12 protein-coding genes and 1 pseudogene are annotated in these 24,731 nt (G+C 62.3%); 6 read left to right on the top strand and 7 right to left on the bottom strand.

The annotated features are described in order from the left end of the window. The first annotated feature begins 1,377 nt into the window (after positions 1–1,377). Both CAUR_RS04430 and CAUR_RS04425 read left to right on the top strand, forming a co-directional pair. The gene (locus CAUR_RS04430) at positions 1,378–1,929 is read left to right on the top strand and encodes a c-type cytochrome (protein ID WP_012256734.1); all 552 of its coding nucleotides are present in this window, start codon (positions 1,378–1,380) and stop codon (positions 1,927–1,929) included. 2,154 nt (positions 1,930–4,083) lie between these two features. Further along, positions 4,084–5,508 (top strand): glutamine synthetase family protein, encoded by a 1,425-nt coding sequence (locus CAUR_RS04425; RefSeq protein WP_012256733.1) that lies wholly within the window; start codon positions 4,084–4,086, stop codon positions 5,506–5,508. Here CAUR_RS04425 and CAUR_RS04420 read toward each other — a convergent pair. Further along, a complete protein-coding gene (locus CAUR_RS04420; protein ID WP_012256732.1) occupies positions 5,505–6,476 on the bottom strand; it encodes a UbiA family prenyltransferase in 972 nt (323 codons plus the stop codon). The two genes, CAUR_RS04425 and CAUR_RS04420, sit on opposite strands and share 4 nt — an antisense overlap. Positions 6,477–7,033: 557 nt before the next feature. Here CAUR_RS04420 and CAUR_RS04415 point away from each other — a divergent pair. The 3 genes from CAUR_RS04415 to CAUR_RS04405 all read left to right on the top strand — a co-directional run bounded on the left by CAUR_RS04415 (position 7,034) and on the right by CAUR_RS04405 (position 11,287). Further along, the gene (locus tag CAUR_RS04415) at positions 7,034–8,068 is read left to right on the top strand and encodes an STAS domain-containing protein (RefSeq protein WP_012256731.1); all 1,035 of its coding nucleotides are present in this window, start codon (positions 7,034–7,036) and stop codon (positions 8,066–8,068) included. A gap of 886 nt (positions 8,069–8,954) precedes the next feature. Continuing rightward, positions 8,955–9,098: a hypothetical protein gene (locus CAUR_RS04410; protein WP_157866386.1), complete on the top strand. Its 144-nt coding sequence runs from the start codon at positions 8,955–8,957 to the stop codon at positions 9,096–9,098. 2,030 nt (positions 9,099–11,128) lie between these two features. Beyond that, the gene (locus CAUR_RS04405) at positions 11,129–11,287 is read left to right on the top strand and encodes a hypothetical protein (protein ID WP_242605065.1); all 159 of its coding nucleotides are present in this window, start codon (positions 11,129–11,131) and stop codon (positions 11,285–11,287) included. Positions 11,288–11,348: 61 nt separating this feature from the next. On the opposite strand, the gene CAUR_RS04390 is transcribed toward CAUR_RS04405, so the two are convergent. The 4 genes from CAUR_RS04390 to CAUR_RS21160 form a co-directional block, all read right to left on the bottom strand. Beyond that, on the bottom strand, positions 11,349–15,860 hold the full coding sequence (locus CAUR_RS04390; protein WP_012256730.1) for an Eco57I restriction-modification methylase domain-containing protein: 4,512 nt from the start codon (positions 15,858–15,860) through the stop codon (positions 11,349–11,351). Positions 15,861–15,881: 21 nt separating this feature from the next. Further along, entirely contained in the window at positions 15,882–18,755 is a 2,874-nt protein-coding gene (locus CAUR_RS04385) for a helicase-related protein (RefSeq protein ID WP_012256729.1), read from the bottom strand. 21 nt (positions 18,756–18,776) lie between these two features. Beyond that, complete coding sequence (locus CAUR_RS04380) at positions 18,777–19,841, bottom strand: NADH:flavin oxidoreductase/NADH oxidase (protein ID WP_012256728.1); 1,065 nt, start codon at positions 19,839–19,841, stop codon at positions 18,777–18,779. Between the two features lie 1,273 nt (positions 19,842–21,114). Further along, a complete protein-coding gene (locus CAUR_RS21160) occupies positions 21,115–21,258 on the bottom strand; it encodes a hypothetical protein (protein ID WP_162015833.1) in 144 nt (47 codons plus the stop codon). Positions 21,259–22,157: 899 nt separating this feature from the next. Between CAUR_RS21160 and CAUR_RS04370 the strand changes: the two genes are divergently transcribed. Further along, entirely contained in the window at positions 22,158–22,616 is a 459-nt protein-coding gene (locus CAUR_RS04370) for a PaaI family thioesterase (RefSeq protein ID WP_012660532.1), read from the top strand. Between the two features lie 3 nt (positions 22,617–22,619). On the opposite strand, the gene CAUR_RS04365 is transcribed toward CAUR_RS04370, so the two are convergent. Together CAUR_RS04365 and CAUR_RS04360 are read right to left on the bottom strand one after the other, a co-directional pair. Continuing rightward, positions 22,620–23,663: a GNAT family N-acetyltransferase gene (locus CAUR_RS04365; protein ID WP_012256726.1), complete on the bottom strand. Its 1,044-nt coding sequence runs from the start codon at positions 23,661–23,663 to the stop codon at positions 22,620–22,622. A gap of 241 nt (positions 23,664–23,904) precedes the next feature. Then, a pseudogene (locus CAUR_RS04360) lies at positions 23,905–24,710 on the bottom strand (IS5 family transposase). Positions 24,711–24,731: the final 21 nt, after the last annotated feature.

Raw genomic sequence — 24,731 nt, 5'->3', positions numbered from 1 at the left:
AAGATATTCCCGTCCACCGCATCCCGTGGATGGTCAGGTGAACGGCACAGGCACCGTTCGTAGGGGCGGGTTCTCAACCCGCCCCTACGGAACCCGCCCCTACGCACCACCGGCACCAGCACGCTGTGGGGCAGGCTGCCGGCCTGCCCTCAGCCATCCCCATCATCAGGGGTACGTACCGGCACGGGTGTCCGCTGCAATCCGCGCCGGATCGTGAGCACGGCTGGCGCGGCAGCATGGCTGCCGCACTCCAAACTGCGCGCCACGCACATGATGCGCGTGTAAGGCACCCCATTCAACACGTGATACCACGGCTGGAGCGGCGCACTGCCACCGGGTCAGTCACCCACAACAGCACCCATAGCGGTTATACCCGCTGATACGCATGTGGTTAACACCAGTTGTGTGTAATGCATAGAGCCAGGCGCGGGAGAGGGGCGTTTCGATGGATTGGGGCGTCCTGATAGGAATCTGGCAGTATAGGCCATAAACGCCACCGATTTCCCTGCTGCTGCACCTGAACGATGCCGCGTCGGACGCCGGTAGGGGCACGGCAGCCGTGCCCCTACTGACGGCAAGCCACGAGCGACGCGCCAGGAGTACACGCGGTAACGCTTCTGTACGAGGATGACACCCGAACAATGCACCTTGTTGAGCAAGATGTCGGTATGCGACGGTAGACATTCCTGTCAGGCAGGTAGTGGGCGCGCCTCCGGCGCGCGCTCCCAGCGTATGCAGACAAGCCCCCACCCCAACCCGCCCCCGCCGGGAGCGGGAGTCATCTATACGGGCAGGTGGGGAGCGCATTGTTCGCGCACGTATGTGTCGCTCAGGGCCGGTGTGATAGGTTGATTGTGTGATCTGCGTGCTGTTCTCCCGGTGTTGATGGAACCGTGCGACACGCGCCGGGCCTGAAGGACGGTGGATGCGGCAGCACGGCTACCGCACTCCAAGCCATGCGACACGGGGATCACTGCGTGTGACCGGTGTCCACGCCGATGTGTGGTTTTGATGGCGATGTACAAGCTGCTATCCATTGTGTGTTTGGAGGCCGATTGCCACCTCGGTAGGGGCGCACGGCTGTGCGCCCCTTGTTGAGGCTGGCATACCAGAAGTATGCCCACTGCCGGCAATGCTGCGACAATGGCAAGTGTGTGCGTTCTGAACCAGGTGTGGAATGGTGATCTCTACCCGGTAGTCTCCTCAAGATGAACTGTTCGGTTCACGATGTTGACGCTTTTGGATCTTCTCTTCTCTCAGATCGTTCATCTATACTAGTCATATCCGGTATGTATCAACACCTGACAGGCCTTGCATGGCTTGCTGATGGTTTTCATTATTCACAGGTAGTTTTTTTCAATTGTGAGGAGACGTCTGATGAAACAGATACTCTACTGGATCTATGCACTGACGTTGCTGGCCATGCTTGCCGCTTGCGGCAGTGCTGCTCAGACTCCAGCACCTGCGCCGGCCCCAGTTTCTGAACCGGCAGCCTCACCTGCCCAGGTAACTGCGTCAGATCAGGCTGCTGCCGCCAGTCAGGCCGGTTCGTCGGGAAGTTCTGCTGCTTCATCTGAGCATGTAGAAATGCCCCTTCCACCGGCATTAGCCGATACGTCACTCTCGGCAAAGGGTGATGTCAATCGCGGGAAGGCGATTTTTGCTTCGTCGTGTGCAGGGTGTCATTCTACGGCTACGAATATGCTGCTTGGGCCGGGGCTGGCCGGTCTGTTTAGCGTCAATGGGCCAGTGTTGCCGGATGGGGTTGACTACAAAGGTATGTTGCCGAACGGCAAGGAGCGGAGTGAGGCTAATGTGGCCGAGTGGATTCGGACCGGTGGATCGGGGAGTATCGGTTTTATGCCGCCGATGCCTATTTCTGATGAGCAAATGGCCGATCTACTGGCATACCTGCGCATGTTGGAGTAGTTAGTTACGATATTTCCCCCTTCCCCCTCCCCGCCGGTCCTGTTCCTCTTGCTCTCGGTGAGAGGGACGGGACCGGGTTATGACGGTCGTTGCAAGCGGGTAGATTGCCTCTGGTTCGCTACCACGTGCTCCCCCTCTTGATATTCAAGGGTAGATATTGTATGCAGTAGATACGCTTTGGTATGGGCTGAACGCCCTTACCCCCGGCCCCTCGCCCGCACCCGGCGCGGGAGAGGGGCGTTGCGATGGATTGGGGTGTCCTGATAGGATATCTGGCAGTATAGGCCATAACCGCCACCGATTTCCCTGCTGTTGCACCTGAACGATGCAGCGCTGGACGCCGGTAGGGGCGACGCATGCGTCGCCCCTACGACGCTGACGGCAAGACATGAGCGACTCGTCAGGAGTACACGCGGTAAAGTTGCTGCACGAGGATGACACCCGAACAATGCACTTTGTTGAGCGAGATGTCGGTATGCGACGGTAGACATTCCTGTCAGGCAGGTGGTGGGCGCACCGGAGGCGCGCGCTCCCAGTGTATGCAGACACGCCCCCACCCCGGCCCGCCCCCGCTGGGGGCTATGCATTACCCACATGTCGCGCTGCGTTAGGCTGGGCTGCAAGCGTTCCCCGTGGCGCGGTCTTCCAGCCCGCGTGCCGGCATCATCGCCACCGCTGGCAGGTGCTGGCGGTGGCCGTTGGTGCGCAGGCGAGAAGCCTGCGCCACGCCCGCGACCGACGCTCTGCGATGTTGCCCAGGGTTTCTGGCGATGATGTACCGTGTTGGTCAAAATGTGAGAGCGCGGATGGTCAAAAGCCAGATATGCGCTGCACCCCCGTCGTCCTCGTGGCCCGCAAAGCAACCGCTGCCACCCGCCCGTGATCGCGAGCACGGCTGGCGCGGCAGCATGGCTGCCGCACTCCAAACGCTGCGTCACGGGTAATACTGGTCGGTAACGGTATCCCCGCTGAAACGTGATTCCACTGTGCGGAGAGCGGCAGGGTAACCGCTGCGACACGCACCGGATCGCAAGTACGGCTGGCGCGGCAGCATGGCTGCCGCACTCCAAACGGCGAGCACATGTATGGCTGGCGCGTGAGGGAGTGGTACCGGCACCATGCGCGCCGGTGGCGCGCGCGCTCCCAGTGTGCAGGTGATGAGTGCGCCGGTGGCGCGTGTTCCCAGTGTATGCAGACACGCCCCCACCCCGGCCCGCCCCCGCTGGGGGCGGGAGTCGCCAGTGTGGGGTGGGTCGCCGCTGTGTGGGCTGGTTGAGGTTGCGACATTCGGCTGGGCGAGCCTCCGGCGCGCGCTCCCAGTGTGCAGGTGATGGGTGTGCTGGAGGGGTGTGCTTCCAGCGTATGCAGACACGCCCCCACCCCGGCCCGCCCCCGCTGGGGGCGGGGGAACGCCCTTACCCCCGGCCCCTCTCCTACGCCCGGCGCGGGAGAGGGGCATTTCGATGGATCGGGGCGTCCTGATAGGAATCTGGCAGTATAGGTCATAACCGCCACCGATTTCCCTGATGCTGCACCTGAACGATGCAGCGCTGGGCGCTGGTAGGGGCGACGCATGCGTCGCCCTTACTGACGGCAAGCCATGAGTGACTCGTCAGGAGTACACCCGGTAACGCTTCTGTACGAGCATGACACCCGAATAATGCACCTTGTTGAGCAAGATGTCGGTATGCGACGGTAGACATTCCTGTCAGGCAGGTAGTGGGCGCGCCGGAGGCGCGCGCTCCCAGTGCTCAGGTGATGAGCGCGCCGGAGATGCGCGCTCCCAGTGCTCAGGTGGTGGGCGCGCCGGAGGCGCACGCTCCCAGCGTATGTAGACAAACCCCCACCCTAGCCCGCCCCCGCTGGGGGCGGGAGTTATCTGCGCAGGCAGGTGATGAGCGCGCCGTGAGGGGTGTCGGGATGGTGTCGCGTAAGCGCCAGTTACACTCTCGTCATGACGGGCAGGAGGATAGCCCCCGCCCTGTCTATAATGGCAGGGATGTCGGTTGCTTCCGGGATGCAGGCTCGATCCCCATGCCATAACCACTGATGGGTCGGTTTGGTTGCAGGGTTTTGTCAACCGTTGCTGCTGTTCGGAGTATAATACGACCCAACAACGTTACCGTTGTCTGGAGTAAAGAAAAGGAAGCCACCATGACCGAGCTACGCGACTTTCTCGAAATCCCCTACGAGCAACTGGAAGAGCTGAATCTGAGTGTTAAGCGGCAGCGTCTGGCCCGCGTTTCGCCGGATGTGATGCGCGAGGAGCGGATGCGCTATTTGACCGACGAGCGGCGGATTAAGGCGGTGACCGTCTGTTTTACCGACCTCGAAGGCCGGCTGCATATGCTCGATTACGACAAGAAGTTTCTGCTGTCCTCCGCCGATAATCTGACCTTTGACGGTTCGTCGGTGCGAGGCTTTTCGGTGCAGGCCGAGTCGGATTTGCGCCTGGCGATTGACTGGTCGGCTTTTTACTGGTTGCCGGCAGATATTTTTGGCCCCGGTAAGGTGCTGGTCTTTGGGTTTGTGTTGAATCAGGACGGTAGCCCCTACGAGGCTGATATGCGGGGGCGGTTGCACCGGTATGTGAATGAGCTGTATCAGCGCGATGGGCTGACCTGCAATGTGGCTGCTGAGATTGAGGGCTTCCTGTTTAAGGGGCGCAATGCCGAGCAGCGCTTCCGCGAGACCGGTGAGTTTACGATGGTCAGTACCGGTGGTTATTACCACTCGTTGCCGGGTGATCCGCTGCGCCAGTTCATCGATATGGCTGCCGAAGCGCAGCGGGCGATGGGGTTTGAGAATGAGAAGGATCACCCTGAAGTGGCGCCGTCACAGTTTGAGATGAATTATAGCTATACCGAGGCAACTATCGCCGCTGACCAGATTCTGCTTTATAAGTTGATCTGTCGCCAGGTGGCGAGCAAGCTGGATATGACGGCCTGCTTCCTGCCGAAGCCGGTGACCGGGGTGAATGGCAATGGCATGCACACCAATATCTCGTTGTCGCGCCACGGCGAGAATCTCTTCTACGATGCGAATGGCCCGGAACGGCTTTCCGAGCTGGCCTGGAGCTTTATTGACCGTATTCTGAACAGTGGTCAGGAACTCTGCCTGATCCTGAATTCGAGCGTCAATGCCTATCGCCGGCTAGACCCACACTTCGAGGCACCAAACCAGATCAAGGCGTCACCTACCGACCGCGGTTCGATGATCCGGATTCCGATTGGTAATGCCCGTTCGGCCCGGATTGAAGTGCGCTCGATTGCGCCCGATGCCAATCCCTATATGGCGATTTATGCGCTGCTGCGCACCGGTCTCGAAGGGCCGCTGCCGACGACCGATGTTCGCAACGGCACAGCAACGCTTCCCGATAACATCTACGACGCTATCACCAATTTCCGCCAGAGCACCTTCCTGGCCAGCATTCTCGGTGAAGGGGTGCACAGCCGTTTCGCCGACCTGAAGACAACCGTCGCCGACCGTTGTCCACGCAAGCTCGGTACGTTGATCAAACGCGCCGAGGTGCAGTTCCACCACGAAGTCACCAATCAGTACCTGTGGAGCCGATTCTAAGCACCGGCCCCACCCCGAATCGACCTCGTCCGGTGAGGGAGCGCAATGGCGCGCGACCTCTTTACAATGCCACAATTGCCGCTGCCAGTACCAGACAATACCAGTAAGGTGTAGAGCATGTACGAGACGTGATCGGCAGCGGGATTGCGCAGTAACAATACCCGACCCGCAATCACCAGACACATCCCGGCCAGCAGGCCGTCGAGCAACAAGGTTCCGGCGTTCAAGCCGTTGGGCACGAACAGCGCGGCGTGGGTGAGCACAGCCAGCAACGCAAAGGCGATGGCGATAAATACCCGACTCGGCCACTCGCCGAACACGATTGGCAGTGTGCGGCGGCGGTTCATCCGATCACCTTCCATATCGCGCAAGTCCTGCAATGATGCATGCGAGAGCAGAGTAATGGCAGGTACCAGGAGCCAGCTCCACGCTTCTGGGGTCAATGGCCGTACCATCTGCCAGGCTGCGGCCAGTTGCGCAATCGCTCCAAATACCATCGAGAGGTTCTTAAACCAGTAGTGACGGGCAAACTGACCGAAGTTGTGCAGGGTCAACGTCACCTGCCAGAGCAGTGTCCATTCCAGTACTCCCAACCACCAACCGACTGCGGCAAACAGCACCATGGCAATGATCCAGCGCACGAAAGCGCCGCGCCGCGAGACCAGGCCACTCGGCAGTGGGCGGTCGGGTTTGTTGAGCCGATCCTCGACTTCGCCGGCCAACTGGTTGGAAATGCAGAAGGTGGTGCAGTAGAGCCAGAAGTAGATGGTGCCCCAGATGATCAGGCCGGGCAGGGCGGCCCAATCAGGGTTCTGACTATGCCAGGCTGCCAGAACAAAGAGCATACCCGGCATCACAGTGGCCGAAATGTCGTACCGATTGAATTTCCAGTAGAGGGTGATTTCGGAGCGAAGAACATTGAGCCAGCGGGAAGGAGTAGCTGCGGGAATGCCTGTCAGAACGTGCATTGTTTGCTCCTGTGCGAGTGGCATGCAAAAACGACAGCACGTCGTAAATTGTATCTACTGATGAATATTTTTTCAAGTAGCTTTGCCGGCAGTATTATTCCTGTTTGATCTGTATACTATTCCCATATGGGTATAATTCACTCTGTCTAACGCGGGTGCCAACGCCGGTGCTGTGGTACAACCGGTGGAGCCGGGTCAGGGCTTGACAAGCCATTGCTCTGACGGAGCGGTGGCGTTACGTTGAGTAGCCATCGCTACAACGGAAGGGCTGGCTCACGTTGAGACGCCGTTCTGTGCTCTGCGATGACGGTGACGGCTACTGAAGCAAGCTAACCCTGGCCCTCGTCCCGGCAACATGCTGTGGCAGGCAGGAATGGGAACGTTGGCTACCGGCGCAGGTGAAAAAGATGTCGCGAAAACCTGAGTTGAATGGCACCAAAAAGCTCTATAATGTGATATTGTTAATTGCAAGCAAGGGATGGATTGTACACCTTACAATTTTGTCATTATCACGTGCGCAGGACTAAACACTTATTCATCTTGATGGGAGTCCGACCATGGGCACCTCGCAAACATTTCTCGAACAAACACACCGGCGCATTACCTGGTCAATTGCACTCGGTACGTTGATCATCTCGGTCGCTGCGTTCGTGATCACTCTGCTGGCCTCGCTCTTCAGCCAGAGTGTGTTTACGGTTATCATTCTGACGATTACGCTGATTACCGGGATTGGCTGTGCGATCACATTGCTGGTGTTAGCCCGCCAGCAACCGCTCTGGCAGGCAATCGTCACCTTTGGTCTCATGATCATTGCCTGTGAAGTGGCAATTGCAATCTGGCTACCCGAATTGCGACTTGCCACTATCCCCTTTCTGGCCGTAGTCATTTTGCTGGCCGGGCTGCAAGGGCAGCGCAGCTTCTCAATCGGCGCGACGGTTCTGTGTGTGGTGGTGGCGATTCCGTTAGTTGTTCTGAACCAGTCCACCACCGACACCCGCATTGCGCCGCATCTGCTGATGTTTCTGGAAACCAGCAGTATTGTGGCGCTGTTTGTCGCGATTTGGGCTTTCCTCGACCGCACGATGACCGCTCAGATGCAGGCGTTGCGGCTCGCCGATCAGCGGGCCGATGAGGCCGAAGCGGCTCGCCAGGCCACAGAGGTGGCGCGGCAAGAGATCGAGCAGCGGGCGCTTGAGCAGCAGCGGTTGCTTGAGTTGATCGATGTGCTGGAGTTGCCGGTGTTAACGATTGACGATAAGGTGCTGCTGGCGCCACTGGTCGGTCATCTCGATAGTCGGCGCACCGAAGCGTTGCGCGGGCGGTTGCTGGATATGGTTGCCAGCCGTCGGGCACATACGGTGATTATTGATGTGACCGGTATTTCGTTTATTGATACCGCTGTTGCGAAGGCGCTGATCGATACCGCAACGGCGATTCGGCTGCTCGGTGCACGCACGATTGTCAGTGGAATCGGCCCGTCGGTGGCGCAGACCCTGGTGCATCTGAATGTCGGTCTGGCCGAGATCGCTACTGCACCAAATCCTGAAGCGGCATTGCGTCTGACGCACGCTGTTGCGGTGAATGGGGCGTAGGGATGGCATCCAGGAGGGAGCGGGGAGTAGGGAATGGGCGTGCGCCAGATGGCTCCCGTTCACTTTGATCGCCCCCTCACCTCACCCCCCAGCCCCTGCTCCTCTCCCACCCAGGGAGAGGAGCTATGCATTACCCCCATGTCGCGCTGCGTCAGGTCGGGCTGCACGCGCTCCCTGTGGCGCGGGCTGGCAGCCTGCGTGGAGGCATCATCTCTACCGCCGACAGGTGCTGGCTGTGGCCGCTCGTGCGCAGGCTGGAAGTCTGCGCCACAGTGAGATAGGCGCTGCTGATGAGCGAAGAAGTGGACAACCTGGGTATGGGTATTGCATAGCAGCGAGGGGAGATTGGGCGGGAGGTGTCTCCTCCCCCCAGCGGGGGGAGGTTGGGAGGGGGGGCCGGGATTGAGGTAAGCGGCAGTCATCTGGAGCACGCCCCTCCCCACTCCCCTGCTCCTCTCCCTATGCATTACCCACATGTCACGCTACGTTAGGCTGAACTGCAAGCGCTCCCCGTGGCGCAGGCTTCCAGCCCGCGTGCCGGCATCCTCTCCACCGCCGGCAGGTGCTGGCCGTGGCCGTTGGTGCGCAGGCACGAACCTGGTATGACCAAACGTCTACGCGCAGGTATCGCATGCATGCCTGACCGACTCAATAATCGAAACGATCACATGCAGCTTCTTCGTGACCAGGATGGGTAACGGTATGCCACGCACCGGATCGTGTGCACGGCTGGCGCGGCAGCATGGCTGCCGCACTCCACACCGCGCGACACGGGTCATGGTGGTCGGCAACGGTATCCACGCTGACACGTGATCCCACTGTGTGGAGAGCTGCGGGGTAGCCGCTGCGACCTCCACGTGATCGCAAGCGCGGCTGGCGCGGCAGCATGGCTGCCGCACTCCACACCGCGCGACACGTGTATGACGAGCGGGTCAGGCAATCCATCCAGCACGTGCTGGCACGGCTGGAGCGGCGCACTGCCACCGGGCCAGTCGTCCACAACAGCACCGATGGCGATCAGACCCGATGATACGCACGTGGTTGACACCAGTTGTGGGTAATGCATAGGGGAGAGGAGCGGGGGAATGATGATGGGAGTGCGCCATACTGGTTGCCGGGCACTGCAATCCCGGCCCCCCTCCCGGCCTCCCCCCGCTGGGGGGAGGAGGTGGGGAGAGGTTTCCCGCTGGGGGGAGGAGGTGGGGAGAGGTTTCCCGCTGGGGGGAGGAGGTGGGGAAAGGTTTCCCGCTGGGGGGAGGAGATGGGGAGGTGAACCCCGCTGGGGGGAGGCAAACTCCCGCCCCCAGCGGGGGCGGGCTGGGGTGGGGGTGTTTCCTCACCTCACCCTCCAGCCCCCGTTCATCAGGGGAATGGGGAGTGGAGAAGGGCGTGCGCCATTATGGTTGCCGGGCACTGCAATCCCGGCCCCCCTCCCGGCCTCCCCCCGCTGGGGGGAGGAGGTGGGGAGAGGTTTCCCGCTGGGGGGAGGCAAACTCCCGCCCCCAGCGGGGGCGGGCTGGGGTGGGGGTGTTTCCTCACCTCACCCTCCAGCCCCCGTTCATCAGGGGAATGGGGAGTGGGGAATGGGCGTGCTCCGCAAGGGTTGCCGGGCACTGCAATCCCGGCCCCCCTCCCGGCCTCCCCCCGCTGGGGGGAGGCAAACTCCCGCCCCCAGCGGGGGCGGGCTGGGGTGGGGGTGTTTCCTCACCTCACCCTCCAGCCCCCGTTCATCAGGGGAATGGGGAGTGGAGAAGGGCGTGCGCCATTATGGTTGCCGGGCACTGCAATCCCGGCCCCCCTCCCGGCCTCCCCCCGCTGGGGGGAGGAGGTGGGGAGAGGTTTCCCGCTGGGGGGAGGAGGTGGGGAGAGGTTTCCCGCTGGGGGGAGGAGGTGGGGAGAGGTTTCCCGCTGGGGGGAGGAGGTGGGGAGAGGTTTCCCGCTGGGGGGAGGAGGTGGGGAGAGGTTTCCCGCTGGGGGGAGGAGGTGGGGAGAGGTTTCCCGCTGGGGGGAGGAGGTGGGGAGGTGAACCCCGCTGGGGGTAGGCAAACTCCCGCCCCCAGCGGGGGCGGGCTGGGGTGGGGGCGATACAAGGACAGAAAACAGGTAAAAGGAAAGCGGCGTATCGCCCCCTCTGGGAGCGCGAGCCTCCGGCTCGCTCATCACCTGCCTGCGCCGATGACTCCCGCCCCCAGCGGGGGCGGGCTGGGGTGGGGGTGTGTCTGCATACGCTGGGAACGCACACCTCCGGCGCGCTCATCACCTGCCTGCCAGGAATGCCTACCGTCGCATACCGAAATCCCGCTCAACAAAGTGCATTGTTCGGGTGTCATCCTCGTACAGAAGCGTTACCGTGTGTACTCCTGGCGAGTCGCTCGTGGCTTGCCGTCAGTAGGGGCACGGCATGCCGTGCCCCTACCGGCGTCCAGCGGTACATCGTTCAGGTGCAGCATCAGGGAAACCGGTGGCGGTTATGACCTATACTGCCAGATGTCCTATTAAGACGCCCCGATCCATCAAAATTCCCCTCGCCCGCGCCGGGTGCGGGCGAGGAGCCGGAGGGGAGGACGTTCCCCCGCTCCCAACGGGGCTATGCATTACCCACATGTCGCGCTGCGTCAGGCCGGACTGCAAGCGCTCCCCGTGGCGCAGGCTTCCAGCTTGTGTGGAGGCATCCTCTCCACCGCCGGCAGGTGCTCCGTGGCCGCTGGTGTGCAGGCGAGAAGCCTGCGCCACGCCCGCGACCGACGCCCTGCGATGTTGCCCAGGGTTTCCGGCGATGATGTACCGTGTTGGTCAAAATGTGAGAGCGCGGATGGTCAAACCAGCCAGATATGCGCTGCACCCCCGTCGTCCTCGTGGCCCGCAAAGCAACCGCTGCCACCCGCCCGTGATCACGAGCACGGCTGGCGCGGCAGCATGGCTGCCGCACTCCAAACGCTGCGTCACGGGTAATACTGGTCGGTAACAGTATCCCCGCTGAAACGTGATTCCACTGTGCGGAGAGCGGCAGGGTAACCGCTGCGACACGCACCGGATCGCAAGTACGGCTGGCGCGGCAGTATGGCTGCCGCACGCCAAACCCTGCGACACGCGCATGACGAGCGGGTCAGGCAATCCATCCAGCACGTGCCGGCACGGCTGGAGTGGCGCTCTGCCACCGGGCCAGTCGCTCACAACAGCACCAATAGTGATCATACCAGCCGATACGCACGTGGTTGACACCAGTTATGGGTAATGCATAGCCCGCCCCCGGCGGGAGAGGGGCCGGGGGTGAGGGCATTCACCCCGGCAACCGCTCCCACGCTTCCAGCACCAGCCGGCGCGTGCGGTATTCGCCGTACTGGCGTTGCTCTTTCTCTTTGAGGACGCGGAAGGTTTCGCCGGGAAAATCGCTCTGGGCGACCCGTTTGGCGTAGCCGGTTGGATCGAGCGGATCGCGCACCTCTTCCCACGGGTCGAGGATGTTGGCCAGTTCACGCGGGGTCAGGTCGGCGGGATCGAGCACGTAACGCAATTGTTTGCGGGTCAGCCCGTAGAGGCGGGCGTAGTACGCATCCAGTTCGGCGCGCAGGATGGCCCGACGCTCCTCGTCCCAGCGGAAGGGGGGAATGGGGAGGGGGGAGTCGGGAGCGGTAATTATTTCTGCAAGGAGCGAATCAAAGCTCTCAGGATGCGGCCTACCCGGTCGCACTGATCCAGCAGCGGCTGCACTGTCTCCGCTGCTCTCAGCTTGACCCGCACTGCCGGCAGATAGGTTGCCGGATCGTTCAAGGAACCCTGCGAGATGGGCAAGAATTGTATGTATTCCCCACGCTTCTCCCATCCGTACCCCTCGGCGATGGTCGTCGGTACCGGGGCGGCTGCCCGCCGTATCTGACCGGTCATCCCGTAAAGCTCCGCCCTGGGCAAGGTTGCGGTCAGGCGCTAGCACATCTCCGCCAGGTTCATTGCCTCTTTCCAGGCGTCCAAATCGCGATAGGAATTCACCAGGCCCGATCCCATGACACGCCTCCCACTGTCGAATGATTTCTTTGCGCATCTGCTTCCCCCATTCCCCATTCCCCACTCCCAACTCCCGCCACACGTCGGCGGCAAAGGGGGCCATGTCCCAGGCGGTGTAGGTCAGTTCCAGCACGCGCGGGACGATGAAGGCCATGTCCTGTGCGGTGTAGGCGGTGGGCGGGAGGACGGGGAGTTGTTGGACGTAGAAGAAGTTCATATTGACGCCCGCCAGTTTTTGACGCACGACCCAATCGAAAACGAGGCTACCCAGTGTCCCGTAGAGAGCAGCGTAAAAGGTACTGGGGAGCTGTTCAAGAAGCATAACTGGAAGGCTGTTTCCCACCCCCACCCTCGGCAGCAGGCTGAAGATGGCGGTTCGTTCGTTGGTAGCATTGGTGACATTCCGAAACCCCAACAACCACCCACGTTGCCAGTTGCCCAACCGCTGTTGCACGTCGCCGGCGGGTACCCAGTACCAGGGTATGGCGACGAAGTCCGGTTCGGCGTGTTGGGCCGCGTCGGGGGTGGGCAGGTGCGTGCTGCTACGGTCGCTCACCCCATGGTAGGTGCCGAAGCGGTGGTCGTAGTGCCAGATCATTTTCGCTTCGTAGAGCGGCAAGTAGCGGGAGTCGGGAGTGGGGAGTCGGGAGTCGGGCTTTCCCCATTCCCCACTGCCCACTCCCGATTCCCTTACAAAAACATTCCCTACCAGCCGATAACCCTCCCCCTCTAGCTCGGTGCGGGTGCGGAAGAGGTGGGAGTCGTTAGCCATATGGAACATTGCCAGAAACCGCACACCCCAGGGGTTGAGGGATGCGTGTCGGGAATCGGCTTTCCCCACTCCCTCTTCCCCATTCCCCTCTCTCACCAGCACCGGCACCCGCTCGTAGATCGCCCTGGTCAGTTCGGCGTCTTGGCGGGTGCGAAAGACGGGCAGGGTGCGGGTGTTGGGGTTGATGCGGGTGATGTCGGCGCTCGTCAGGCTGAAGACCCGGCGCGGGTCGCGGAGGTGGTCGGTGCGGGTGGCAAAGAAGGCAAAGCGCATGCCTTCGTCTCTTCTCGCGCTGCCGCCGGTCTGACCGTGGATGGTGAGCAGGCAGAATTTGTAACTGCGATGGACGTGGGGGAAGATGGCTTCCCGGTTCTCGAAGTCGAACAGGCTGACCAGCGTTCCGCTCGTGACCAGGTCGGCGAAGAAGTGCTGGTTGGTCGCATCGGTGGCGATGCCGGTGGGCAGAATGACTCCGGCCCGTCCGCCGGGCGCCAGCAGGGTACGGATACGTTCGGCAAAGACCGAGTAGGTGTTGATGTCGCCGCGTCCGGTGAGTGGGTAGCAGCCACTGCCGCGCAGGAAGCGGCTGGCGCTTTCGGCGGCGTGCAGGGTGTGCTGATACGCCTGCCAGAGGTCGGGATTGGTCTGCGGCAGCGCGGCGATCAGACGTTTGCGAGCCGCAGCGTTGGGTGCGGCAGCAATGCCGGCATCGCGGCTGGCAAAGAATTCCTGCTCTTGCAGTTTGATGCGCTCCCACGGCGGGTTGCCGAGTACCACATCGAAGCCGCCGGCCCGCACTCCCGGCCCCTCTCCCGCCGGGGGCGGGGCGAACACGTCGGGGAACTCCAGCGGCCAGTGGAAGAAGCGCTGTTCGAGCGCGATGGTTTCAGCGACGGCGCTGATCATGGGATCAACTTCCTCACCGGTCAGCGCGGCGCGCACGACTCTGGTGGTGATGTAGTCGGCGGTTTGGGTTTTGCTGAACTGCTGAAAGAAGGCTGCCGTCCACAGATCGCAGGCCAGCTTCCAGCGCCGGAAGTGCGGATCGTGCGCACGCTCGTCGTAGCGCTGCCGCTTGCGGCGCACATTCGCCGGCGAGTCGTCGGGGATGGCGTCAACCTCGGTCAGCAAGCGGGCCAGGGGGCTGAGATCGGGGTCGATCTGCTGATCGAACAGCCCCAGTTCGATCTGCCCGGCCTGTTCGTGACGGTTGCGTTTGCGGATACCGGCAGCGATCTGTTTGTCGTCGGTCGAGAGCGGTTGCAGCGCAGCTTCGGGAACACCGTCACCGATCACGCTCAGATCGCTCACCCCCACCAGCGAGTCGCCGCATTTGATGCGGTGGTCGAGGAAGGTGAGCGGTCGGGCGACATCGTGCGACTCGATCCACAGTGCAACGCGGGCCAGCTCGACCGCCAGCGGGTTTTTGTCAACGCCGTAGATGCAGTGAGCGATCACCTCACGCACGCTCTGGCGCACGGCGTCGGGCGATGGTTCACTCTCGCTGTGGCGCAGACGGGCCAGTTCGCGGCCCAGGTAGCGCGCGGCGGCGAGCAGGAAGTGACCGGAACCGCACGCCGGATCGAGCACCTTGAGCCTGAGCAGCGCGGCAATTTTGGCGTCGGTAGTACGGGCAGCCTTGAGCCGGGCTTCCAGCACCGGCTGCAAGGCGCTTTCGACCAGTTCGTGAACGAGTTGCGGTGGGGTGTAGTAGGAACCGGTGGTTTTGCGTTCCGAACCACTCGACAGGCTAAATGACCACGTCTCGCAATCCTTGCCGATCAGCGGGTGGTAATCGAGCAAACTCTCGTAGACCGACCCCAGCTCTTCGGTATCGAGCGCAGCGTAATTCACCCGCCGGGGCTGGTCGCGCTCCTCTGGCCGGTACCAGCCCAATTGCCAGATCGCCTGCAACAGCACGTCGTTGTGCAACCGACACTCATCGAGGGGCAGCGGTTCAAACAACTCACCGTTGAGCGGGGCAACCCCCAACGCCGCGGCGAAGCGCTCGTCGCGCAGCGCCCGCCAGAGCGCCCGCAGACTATGCCAGAGGTCAACGTCGTCGGTATAGGCGGCGCGCCCGGAACTCAACCGCACCAGGCGGCTGATACTGTAGTGATCGCGGTAGAGGTCAGAGGCACTCATCAGGCCGCGATTCTCGGCCACCAGCAGAAAGAGCATTCGATAGACCAGGCGCAGCAGGTCGCCGTAGAACTGAAGCGGATCGTTGGGGCGATAGCCGCCGGCCAGAAAACCGTTGGCGAGGGTCGTCAGCGCCTGCTCAACCCCTTCGCGCAACCGCTCACGCACCCGCCCACCCTGTTCGAGCGCGGTACGGTAATAGACCTCCAGCCAGCAGCGTTCGGCATCGTCGTACCCCTGCGGCAACCGCGAGCGATGCAACAGCCGATAGGCGCACACAAAGTCGTCGAAGCGGTGATCGGCAAAGATCATGCCGAAATCAACTTCAAGGTACGACTGCCGGCTCATCAGGGTTGAATTGCGCAGCAGACGTACCACGCTGCCGTTGGCAACGATCCCCCAGAGCGCATCGCTCTGATTGAGGTATTGCTGCATCAGCGTATGGGGTGACCAGCGTGGACGGCTGTTTGGATCGATGGTGCCTAACGGTTGGTCAACCGCGACGAGATGCATGGGCGGGGATTCGGCGGCTGCGGCAGCCCGGTGCGAGATCGGAAACGAGAGATTACCTGCCTGATACGGTGTCTCATTTCGCTGCACGTCATAGCCGAGCAAGCTGAAAAACGGAACGTGCCACTGATTGCGGGTGATACGGGTGATCTGCCCGGATGAAGCGTGATCACCGAGGCGCTGCACCTGCTGTTGAAACAACTCCCACTGTGCCCGGGCAGCGGCAAACACGGCAGCCACTTCATCAGAGAGGGTTCCGCTCAGGCCAAAATCGGCGGCCCGCTGACCGGGCAGGTCGTTGCGGTCGAGTTGTTCGAGCAGGTCGGGCGAAAACAGCCCACCTTCAATCCGAATCGCAGATGTCATTGCTATCTCTCTACCTTCAGATCAGCGGCTTCGCACCGTTGGTTGCAACACCAGCAGACCGATCAGATCAGGGGGAAAGATCGGCTCAACCGTCACCCCCCGCACCTGTTCCTGTATCACCCGCCGGACATCGCGGTAGGCTTGCCTGAGATCGGTAGCCCGCTGCTCGATCTGCCGGTGCAGCTCCTGCCAGATTGGGTGGTCACGGGTCACTTTATCGAGGTCGTTCAGCACCAGTTCGGCCAGTTCCCGCTTTTCGTCCGGTGATAGATTCGCAGCGGGTTGGGCCGTCGTCAACAGATGCAGCGCCTCGTCGGCAGGCAGCCAGTGCCGCTCTGTCCCGGTAGCAAAGACAAACCCGCTGACCAGTGCCTCTTCGGCCAGCAGCGGGCGCTGCTGCGCGGGCAGCGTCAGCAGGTAGCGCGAGCGGGTGAGGAGTAAGACGGTCAGCCGATTCACTGCTGTCGTGCGAATCACGCCTACCCGCGCCACCACGGCTGGGGTGCCGTCGCTGCGCCGGCTCTGGGCAAGAGCAGCTTCAAACAGGTAACTGCTCAGGGTGCTGACCAGCCGATGATTACGTCCGACGTACTCGGCGCCGGGTGGGGTGGGCGAGAGGAAACTGATAGCCAATGGCCCGGTCTGACGGGGCAGGGCGTCACGCACCACTGCCGGCGTGTAGGGGCCGGCTTCCACGAGCAGCACCTCGGGCTGACGCGGATGCGGGCGTACCCGCAGATCGAGGCGGCTGGCCGCCGTGACCACAAAATCACGCACTTCAGCCGGATTGCCGAGCACGCGGTCGGTAGCGTCCAGAATGGGCTGGACATCGGTCAGCTTCAGGGCGTGCTGGGCAAAGCGGGTGCGCGTCCGCCGCTCCCGTTCGGTGGCTTCGTCCCAGCGCCGGTGAAAGTCCTGGGTTGCCGGTGCCTCCAGATCAAGCGTCAACTGTTGCGCATTCGGGCTGCGGCGCAGGAACAGGGCCTGGGTAAGCGCTTCGACCACACTCTCGGATGGCACCGGCACGTGGGCACCGAGGGCACGGCGAATTTCGCGCGCCTTGCGCAACAACACATCAATCACGACCCCATCAACCTCGTTGTTGAGGCCGTAGTAGCGAACCGTCACCACCGTTGGCGCCTGCTGGCCGTAGCGATCAACCCGCCCTTCGCGCTGCTCCAGGCGGTTCGGATTCCAGGGCAGATCGTAATGGATCGCGGCATTGTACCGCTCGTGCAGGTTGATCCCCTCTGAAATACAATCGGTAGCGACCAGCACCCGTGGCCGGTCGAGCGGAGCCGCTGCAATCACCGCCCGTCGCTCCTCTTCCCCCATCCGACCGGTGACCAGGGTGACGTGGCAGTCGGTAAGCTGTTGCCGCAACGCCTGCGCCACATAATCAGCCGTAGCCACATAGCGACACCAGATAATCGGCGCATAGCCATCATCGATCAGGCGGCGCGTCAGATCGATCACCCCGTGCAGTTTGGCGTCCTGCCCCTGACGGGCAATCTGTTCGGCGCGGGCGGCAAGCGCGGCCAGGCGGCGTTGTTCACTCTCGTTGAAGGTGATCTCGGCCTGTTCAATCACCGCCGTTGGCGGCTCATCATCCGGTTCCGCCGTCTCCGTCTCAAAGACGATCCCCTGCCACAGCGCATCATCGAGCGGTTCATCGTCGTCGGCGTACAGGCGGGTGGCCCGCTTCCGCAACGCCATCACTGCCGCGGCGGGACTGGACATCACGCAGCGCAACAGCGAGAGTGCCGCCCAATAGCGGACACGGCGTTGCGGTTCGCGCAGCCCATCACCGCTTCTGACCAGACCGTTGCAGAAGGTGTAGACATCGCGAAACAGATTGTAGTAGGCGGGTGTGAGCGAATAGTGTTCATCGCGCAACTCCCGTTGGGGAAAACCGGGCAGGCCATCGGCCCACCCCTGCTCGATGTCGGCGCGGGTACGCTGGACAAAATGGCGTGCGAGGCGCGCCCGTTGCGCGTCGTTGAGATTACTGACATCCCACTCGGCGAAGGCCGGATCGATCAACCCGATCAACGCTCGAAACGTGGTCGGCGCGCCACTGTGCGGGGTAGCCGTCAGCAAGATGAGATGGCGGTCGGCCTGAGCCGCAAGCTCGCGCACCAGTTCGTGCCGCAACTGCCCGGCGGTTTCGGCTGCCGGTGCCACCCCGTGCGCCTCATCGACAATCACCAGCTCCGGGCAGAACAGCAGAAAGCGGGCACGATTGCGGGCCGTCTTCACCCAATCAATACTGATCACCTGGACTGGAAAATGCTCATACATATCCCGTCCGGCGGGGGTCTGGCGTTCGAGCTGAGCAATCGTACCGGGACGGATGACCACCGCGTCGAGGTGAAACTTCTGCTGCAACTCCTGCTGCCACTGGTCGCAGAGGTAGGGCGGGCAGAGCACGGCCAGGCGGCGAATCTCACCCCGATCCCACAATTCACGGGCGATCAACAGGGCCTCAATCGTCTTCCCCACGCCGACATCATCGGCGATCAGCATGCGTACCGGCTGAAGGCGCAGGGCCATCAGCAAGGGCACGAACTGGTACAGGCGGGGGCGGATCGAAATCCGCCCCAGTGAGCGCAGGGGGGTGGCGCCGTCGCGCAACGCCATGCGCGCCGCCTGCCAGAGCAGCCTGGTCGCCTGCGCATCCTGTACCTCAGCGGCGGTCGGCAGCGGAAACTGCGCCTCACTCACCCGTTCAGTCGGCAGATCGTAGGCCAGCACCTCGCTCAACACCCGCGAGATCGCAACCACCTCATCGCTCCGCCCGGTCAGTGGCCGCAGCAGGATGCGGTCATCATCACTACCGGGCAAGAGCACCCAATCGCGTTCGCGACAACGGACAATCGAACCGGGCGTCGGCATGGATGAGCCTTCTCGGACAGCTTACCAGGCGCGCAGGTATTGCGGTGGTGGAGCGAGATCGTGGCCCAGCGCACGGGCAGCGCGGAGCGGCCAGTGCGGATCGCGCAGCAGCTCGCGCCCCAACAGCACCAGATCGGCATCACCGTTCCGCACAATCGCATCGGCGTGTTCCGGGCGGGTAATCATCCCCACTGCGGCAGTCGCGATCTGCGCTTCACGGCGTATCTGTGCGGCAAACGGCACCTGATAACCTTCACCGACCGGGATGCTGATACCGGGGGCAATCCCACCGGAACTACAGTCAATCAGATCAACCCCGCGTTCACGAAGCATCCGGGCCACCTCCACCGTATCGGCAATCGTCAACCCTTCCGGCGTCCAATCGCTACACGACAGCCGCACCGCGAGCGGCAACTGGGCCGGCCAGGCGGCGCGCACAGCATCGGTCACTTCGAGCAGCAGGCGCGCCCGACCGCGCAAATCACCGCCATACGCATCGGTACGGTCATTGCCGAGCGGCGAAAGAAAATTGTGCAACAGATAGCCGTGGGCAGCGTGAATCTCAACCCAGCGAAAACCGGCGGCCAATGCCCGCCGGGTGGCAGCGGCAAAATCGGCCACCACCTTCGCAATCCCCTGTGCATCAAGCGGCGTCGGTTGCGGATAACCGGGCGCAAACGGCTCAGCCGTCGGCCCCACCACCGACCAGCCACCGGCTTCCGGCGGCACCAGCTTACTGCCCTCCCAGGGCCGCCCCATACTCGCCTTTCGCCCGGCGTGCGCCAGTTGAATACCGGGCACTGCCCCTAAACTCTCGATCAGACGAACCAGCCTGGCCAGCGCCTCGACATGATCGTCGCTCCAGATACCCAGATCGAAGGGCGAAATGCGGCCCTCTGGTGAGACGGCGGTTGCCTCTAAGATCACCAGACCGACACCACCGGCAGCGCGGGCGCCCAGGTGCATCAGATGCCAATCGCCGGGAAAGCCGTCGTGCGCACTGTACTGACACATCGGCGACATCCCGATCCGGTTACGCAGCGTCACTGCGCCAATTGTCAACGGTGTAAAGAGATGTGGTTGCATAGTCTCATCTTCCTGATACTGGCAGTTGTCCTCTTGCCAGTATACCCGTATTCGGGGAGAGCAGGCAAATAGGAGGGAAGCACCTCACCTCACCCCCCAGCCCCCGTTCATCAGGGGAGTGGGGAATGGGGAGTGGGGAGTGGGGAGTGGGGAAGGGGCGTGCTCCGCAAGGGTTGCCGGGCACCACAATCCCGGCCCCCCTCCTGACCTCCCCCCGCTGGGGGGAGGAATGGTAAGGTGATTCTCCCCCCGTCACCATCATAATAGCACACCTCGCGCTATTTGTCAACCCCGCTGGGGGGAGGAATGGTAAGGTGATTCTCCCCGCTGGAGGAGGAATGGTAAGGTGATTCTTCCGCTGGGGGGAGGAATGGTAAGGTGATTCTTCCGCTGGGGGGAGGAATGGTAAGGTGATTCTTCCGCTGGGGGGAGGCAAACTCCCGCCCCCAGCGGGGGCGGGCTGGGGTGGGGGCGATACAAGGACAGCAAACAGGACAGCGGAAAGCGGCGCCTATCGGCTCACTGGGAGCGCGGCCTCCGGCACGCTCCACCACCCGCCCTGCGCCGATGACTCCCGCCCCCAGCGGGGGCGGGTTGGGGTGGGGGTGATACAAGGACAGCAAGCAGGACAGCGGAAAACGACCTATCGCCCTCCTGGGAGCGCGGCCTCCGGTGCGCCCACCACCCGCTCTGCGCCGATGACTCCCGCCCCCAGTGGGGGCGGGCTGGGGTGGGGGCGATACAAGGCAAGCAAACAGGACAGCGGAAAACGACCTATCGCCCTCCTGGGAGCGCGCGCCTCCGGCGCGCCCACCACCTGCTTGCGCCGATGACTCCCGCCCCCAGCCTATGCATTACCCATAACTATTTTGTCAACCTCTTCGCTCATCAGCAGCGCCTATCTCGTCGTGCGCGATCCTGGGCACTATCGCATTGTAACGCTGTCGCGTAGGTCTCACGTCACGAACGGGAAGCGGTGTACCAGCCCGTGGCGCAGGCTGGAAGCCTGCACACCAGCGGCCACGGCTAGCACCTGACGGCGGTGGAGAGGATGCCTGCACGTGGGCTGGAAGCCCACGCCACGCCACCCACGCTACGGGGGGCGCTGGCAGTCCGGCCTAACGCAGCGTGACATGTGGGTAATGCATAGGGGAGCATGGCGAGCTGCACCGGGGCGTCCTGATGCCATGGCGGTAGGTGCGTTCATCTGTTCTGTCTGTTCCTCCCCCCAGCGGCTATGCATTACCCATAACTGGTGTCAACCACGTGCGTATCAGCCGGTATGATCGCCATAGGTGCTGTTGTGGGCGACTGGACTGGTGGCAGTGCGCTGCTCCAGCCGTGCTATCACGTGCTGAATGGATTGCCTTACACGCTCATCATGCGCGTGGCGCAAGGTTTGGAGTGCGGCAGCCATGCTGCCGCGCCAGCCGTACACACGATCCGGCGCGTGGTACACCGTTACCCATCCTGGTCACGAGGGTGTTGGATGTGCTTGTTTCGATCATCGAGTCGGTCAGGCATGCATGCGACCCCTACGTGTAGATGGTTATGTTGCAAGAGATTCGTGCTTGCGCACCAGCGGCCACGGCCAGCACCTGCCGGCGGTGGCGAGGATGCCTGCACGCAGGCTGGAAGCCTGCGCCACGGGGAGCCGCCACAGGGGGCACTTGCAGCCAGCCTAACGCAGCGTGATATGTGGGTAATGCATAGCCCAGCGGGGGCGGGTTGGGGTGGGGGTGATACAAGGACAGCAAGCAGGACAGCGGAAAACGACCTATCGCCCTCCTGGGAGCGCGGCCTCCGGCGCGCCCACCACCTGCTTGCGCCGATGACTCCCGCCCCCAGCGGGGGCGGGCTGGGGTGGGGGTATCCTCTCCACGCCCTGTAAAGACAGACGGAATGGATGAGACACAGGCATGGCTACCGTCGCATACCGAATCGTGCTCAACAAGGTGCATGGTTCGGGTGTCATCCTCGTGCAGAAGCGTTACCGGATGTGCCACTGGCGAGTTGCTTGTGGCTAGTCGTCGGCGTGGTAGGGGCGACGCATGCGTCGCCCCTACCCAGCGTCTAGCGGTGCATCGTTCACGTGCAGCAGGGAAACAGGTGGCGGTCATGACCTATGCTGCCAGATGTCCGATCAGGACGCCCCAATACATCTAAACGCCCCTCGCCCGCGCACGCGGGCGAGGGGCCGGGGGTGAGGGCGTGCTCACTCCTTGATAACGCTGTTCACCACGCGCAGGAGATACCGTATAATACAGCCATCGTTTCCCGATGAACCATAGCCGCTGCAATGCGGTCGAGAGAGCCATGCACAGCTTCCATCCACAAACCCCCGATTGGGAACCGCGTGTCCGGGCCAGTTTTGCCCGTCAGGGGTTGATGCAGGCGCTTCATGCCGTGATCGAACACCTCAAACCCGGCGAGGTGGCAATCACCATGCCTGCCGATCCGACCTACAGCCAGCAGCATGGCTACATCCACGGCGGTGCCATTGCCAGCATTCTGGATAGCGCCTGTGGCTATGCGGCGCTGACATTGATGCCGGTCGGGCGTGAAGTGCTGACGGTGGAATTCAAAGTTAACTTTCTCAGCCCGGCCCGTGGTCAGCGCTTTCTGGCGGTGGGGCGTGTGGTGCGTGCCGGCAAAACGGTGACCGTCTGCGCCGGCGAGGCGTTTACTGTTGATGGTGACCGGCGCGTTCCGATTGCCCTGATGCAGGCGACGATGATGGCGGTGCCGGAGATGCCTGAGCGCGCAGCGCACTGAGCGCTAGCCCATTGTCTGCTTGCCGGTGACCAGCGGGTAATCTGCCTCTGGCTGACGGCGCAGTTGATCGAGCGGGTGTGGTTGGCGGCGGATGAGGCCGTGCAATGGGCGAATGAGCGGACTGCGATAGCGGCAGCGGGCAAGCCGGTGATCGGTTGTAGCAAAATTGCGTTTGTAGTTCATCACTCCTTCGATTCCGGCGCTGGTATTGAGGTCGTAGTAGCGGAATCCGCGCTGTGCAGCATCGCGCACAATCTCCACATCGAGGACAACCATTGCCCGTCGCTTGAGCGCCTCGCGGGTCACGGTACCGTGCCACGCCGTCACATGGTGATTCCAGTAGAACGCCAGCGTACCACCAACTACCATCCCATCCAGCTCGACCACCCACAGCGTCAGCTCTTGGGGGTATTGCTGTTCAAAGGTACGGACATGCTGGAAGAACTCCCACGGATAGCCGTAGTGATCGGGCTGGCCCCAGCGCTGTACCGCATCGCGGTATGCCCGATAGTAGGCTTCGTAATCGGCGAGAGAGGCTGCCCGCCGAATCTGAACCCCTTCGCGTAGGCCACGCCGGTAATTGGTGCGCGTACTCTTATCAAACCGCTGAAAGATTGTTTCAAAAGGCGCATCCAGATGTAAGATATGGGCAATCTCATCACCAAACTGATAGGTTGTGTCGAGGGTCTCTGGCGGCGCGAGCGGATTGGTCAGGTAGTAAAAATTGCTCACATTCCAGCGATAAACCTGGCGGTAGAGCGCAGCGGCATCATCGGCGCGTAATGGGCCATCGGCAATAATGCCGCCGTAGCACCCCTCGAAGGTTGACATCAGGGCCACTAGCGGCCCGCAGCGGCGAAGTTCAAGTAACGGGAGAATGGCCCGTGTGCCATTCGGGAAACGGGCAGCGATCGTGCGGTCGCGCAACGTCGGTTGTACCCGACAGGCCAGCTCTGTCCATAGCGGAGAGTGAAAAAAGGTGGCGTATGGACAGGCGCGGGCAACGTCCCACCAGAGTTGTCGCTCAACCGGTTGAATAATCTCCATGCGGTATGTCCTGTGATTGATATGTCAGCGACGCTATCGATGATGTATCTTACTCCTGTCTTACCACACTGTAGCCACCTCAGATCAGGGAAGATTTCCCTGATCTGAGTGACAGAGTTGTCAACGAGGAGATGAACAGCGCTCATCACAGGGCGCATCGAGCCTACAGGTAGGATCGGACAGTGAACCTTCAACAGGCCACAGCGAGCACCGTACTCACTTTCTACCCCTCTAGAGCCTGTTATGAACTTTGAACCATGAGAGCGACAAACCGATGGGCCAACAAGATGGCAACGGCAACGACATGCAAGCCGGCCAGCGTCGCTGCCACACGTTCGTCGTCACGCACCAGGCGACGGAAGCGCGTCATCCAGGCAAACCTGCGCTCGACCACCCAGCGCCGCGGCAGCAAGACAACGCCCCGTTTGGCGGTCGGCAGCGTGACCACCGCCAGGCGACTGCCGTGGGCGGCGGCATCGGCTGCCGGTTGCTCACCAGGGTCGCCCTGGTCAACGAAGGCCACCGCTACCGTGTCGCCAGTTACCTCTTGAATGCGCTGCGCCAGTGCCGCTACCTGCGCCCGGTCTTGGTCGTTGGCTGGGGTGACCACCACCGCCAGCAGTTGTCCAAGCGTATCCACGGCCAGATGCACCGTCGAGCCGTTCCGACGTTTGTGCCCATCGTAGCCGGCACGTCCCCCGCTTTCTGGCGTCGACTGAAGCGTCCGGCTGTCCACCATGACGGCGCGGGGCTGGGGTGTGCGGTCGGTGATGTCGCGCAGCAGCATCCGCACATCATGCACCATCTGCGCAACCACGCCCGCTTTCAGCCAGCGCTGGGTCTGTTGATACACCACGTGCCACGGCGGTACGTGTTGGGCAGCATCCGCCACGGCGCACCGGTACGCAGAAGGTAGCGCAGCCCGTTGTAGACGTCGCGCAGGGAATAGTTCCGCTGCGGCGCTGCTTCGTCCATCAGTGTCAAATAGGGCGCAACAAACGCCCACTCTTCATCGGAAACATCACTGGGATACGCTTTTCGTGTCATAGCGTCATGATATACGAGCAG

It is taken from the genome of Chloroflexus aurantiacus J-10-fl, from assembly GCF_000018865.1.
GTDB classification, from domain to species: domain Bacteria; phylum Chloroflexota; class Chloroflexia; order Chloroflexales; family Chloroflexaceae; genus Chloroflexus; species Chloroflexus aurantiacus.
The sequence above is the reverse complement of the archived record's forward strand: the minus strand, read 5'-3'. Positions and strand labels throughout refer to the sequence as shown.

Coding starts and splice junctions, on each gene's coding strand:
- CAUR_RS04425 (WP_012256733.1), top strand. CDS start 4,084: ATGACCGAGCTACGCGACTTTCTCGAAATCCCCTACGAGCAACTGGAA.
- CAUR_RS04430 (WP_012256734.1), top strand. CDS start 1,378: ATGAAACAGATACTCTACTGGATCTATGCACTGACGTTGCTGGCCATG.
- CAUR_RS04405 (WP_242605065.1), top strand. CDS start 11,129: ATGGCTGCCGCACGCCAAACCCTGCGACACGCGCATGACGAGCGGGTC.
- CAUR_RS04420 (WP_012256732.1), bottom strand. CDS start 6,476: ATGCACGTTCTGACAGGCATTCCCGCAGCTACTCCTTCCCGCTGGCTC.
- CAUR_RS04370 (WP_012660532.1), top strand. CDS start 22,158: ATGCACAGCTTCCATCCACAAACCCCCGATTGGGAACCGCGTGTCCGG.
- CAUR_RS04410 (WP_157866386.1), top strand. CDS start 8,955: ATGGCTGCCGCACTCCACACCGCGCGACACGTGTATGACGAGCGGGTC.
- CAUR_RS21160 (WP_162015833.1), bottom strand. CDS start 21,258: ATGGCTGCCGCACTCCAAACCTTGCGCCACGCGCATGATGAGCGTGTA.
- CAUR_RS04415 (WP_012256731.1), top strand. CDS start 7,034: ATGGGCACCTCGCAAACATTTCTCGAACAAACACACCGGCGCATTACC.
- CAUR_RS04385 (WP_012256729.1), bottom strand. CDS start 18,755: ATGCCGACGCCCGGTTCGATTGTCCGTTGTCGCGAACGCGATTGGGTG.
- CAUR_RS04380 (WP_012256728.1), bottom strand. CDS start 19,841: ATGCAACCACATCTCTTTACACCGTTGACAATTGGCGCAGTGACGCTG.
- CAUR_RS04365 (WP_012256726.1), bottom strand. CDS start 23,663: ATGGAGATTATTCAACCGGTTGAGCGACAACTCTGGTGGGACGTTGCC.
- CAUR_RS04390 (WP_012256730.1), bottom strand. CDS start 15,860: ATGACATCTGCGATTCGGATTGAAGGTGGGCTGTTTTCGCCCGACCTG.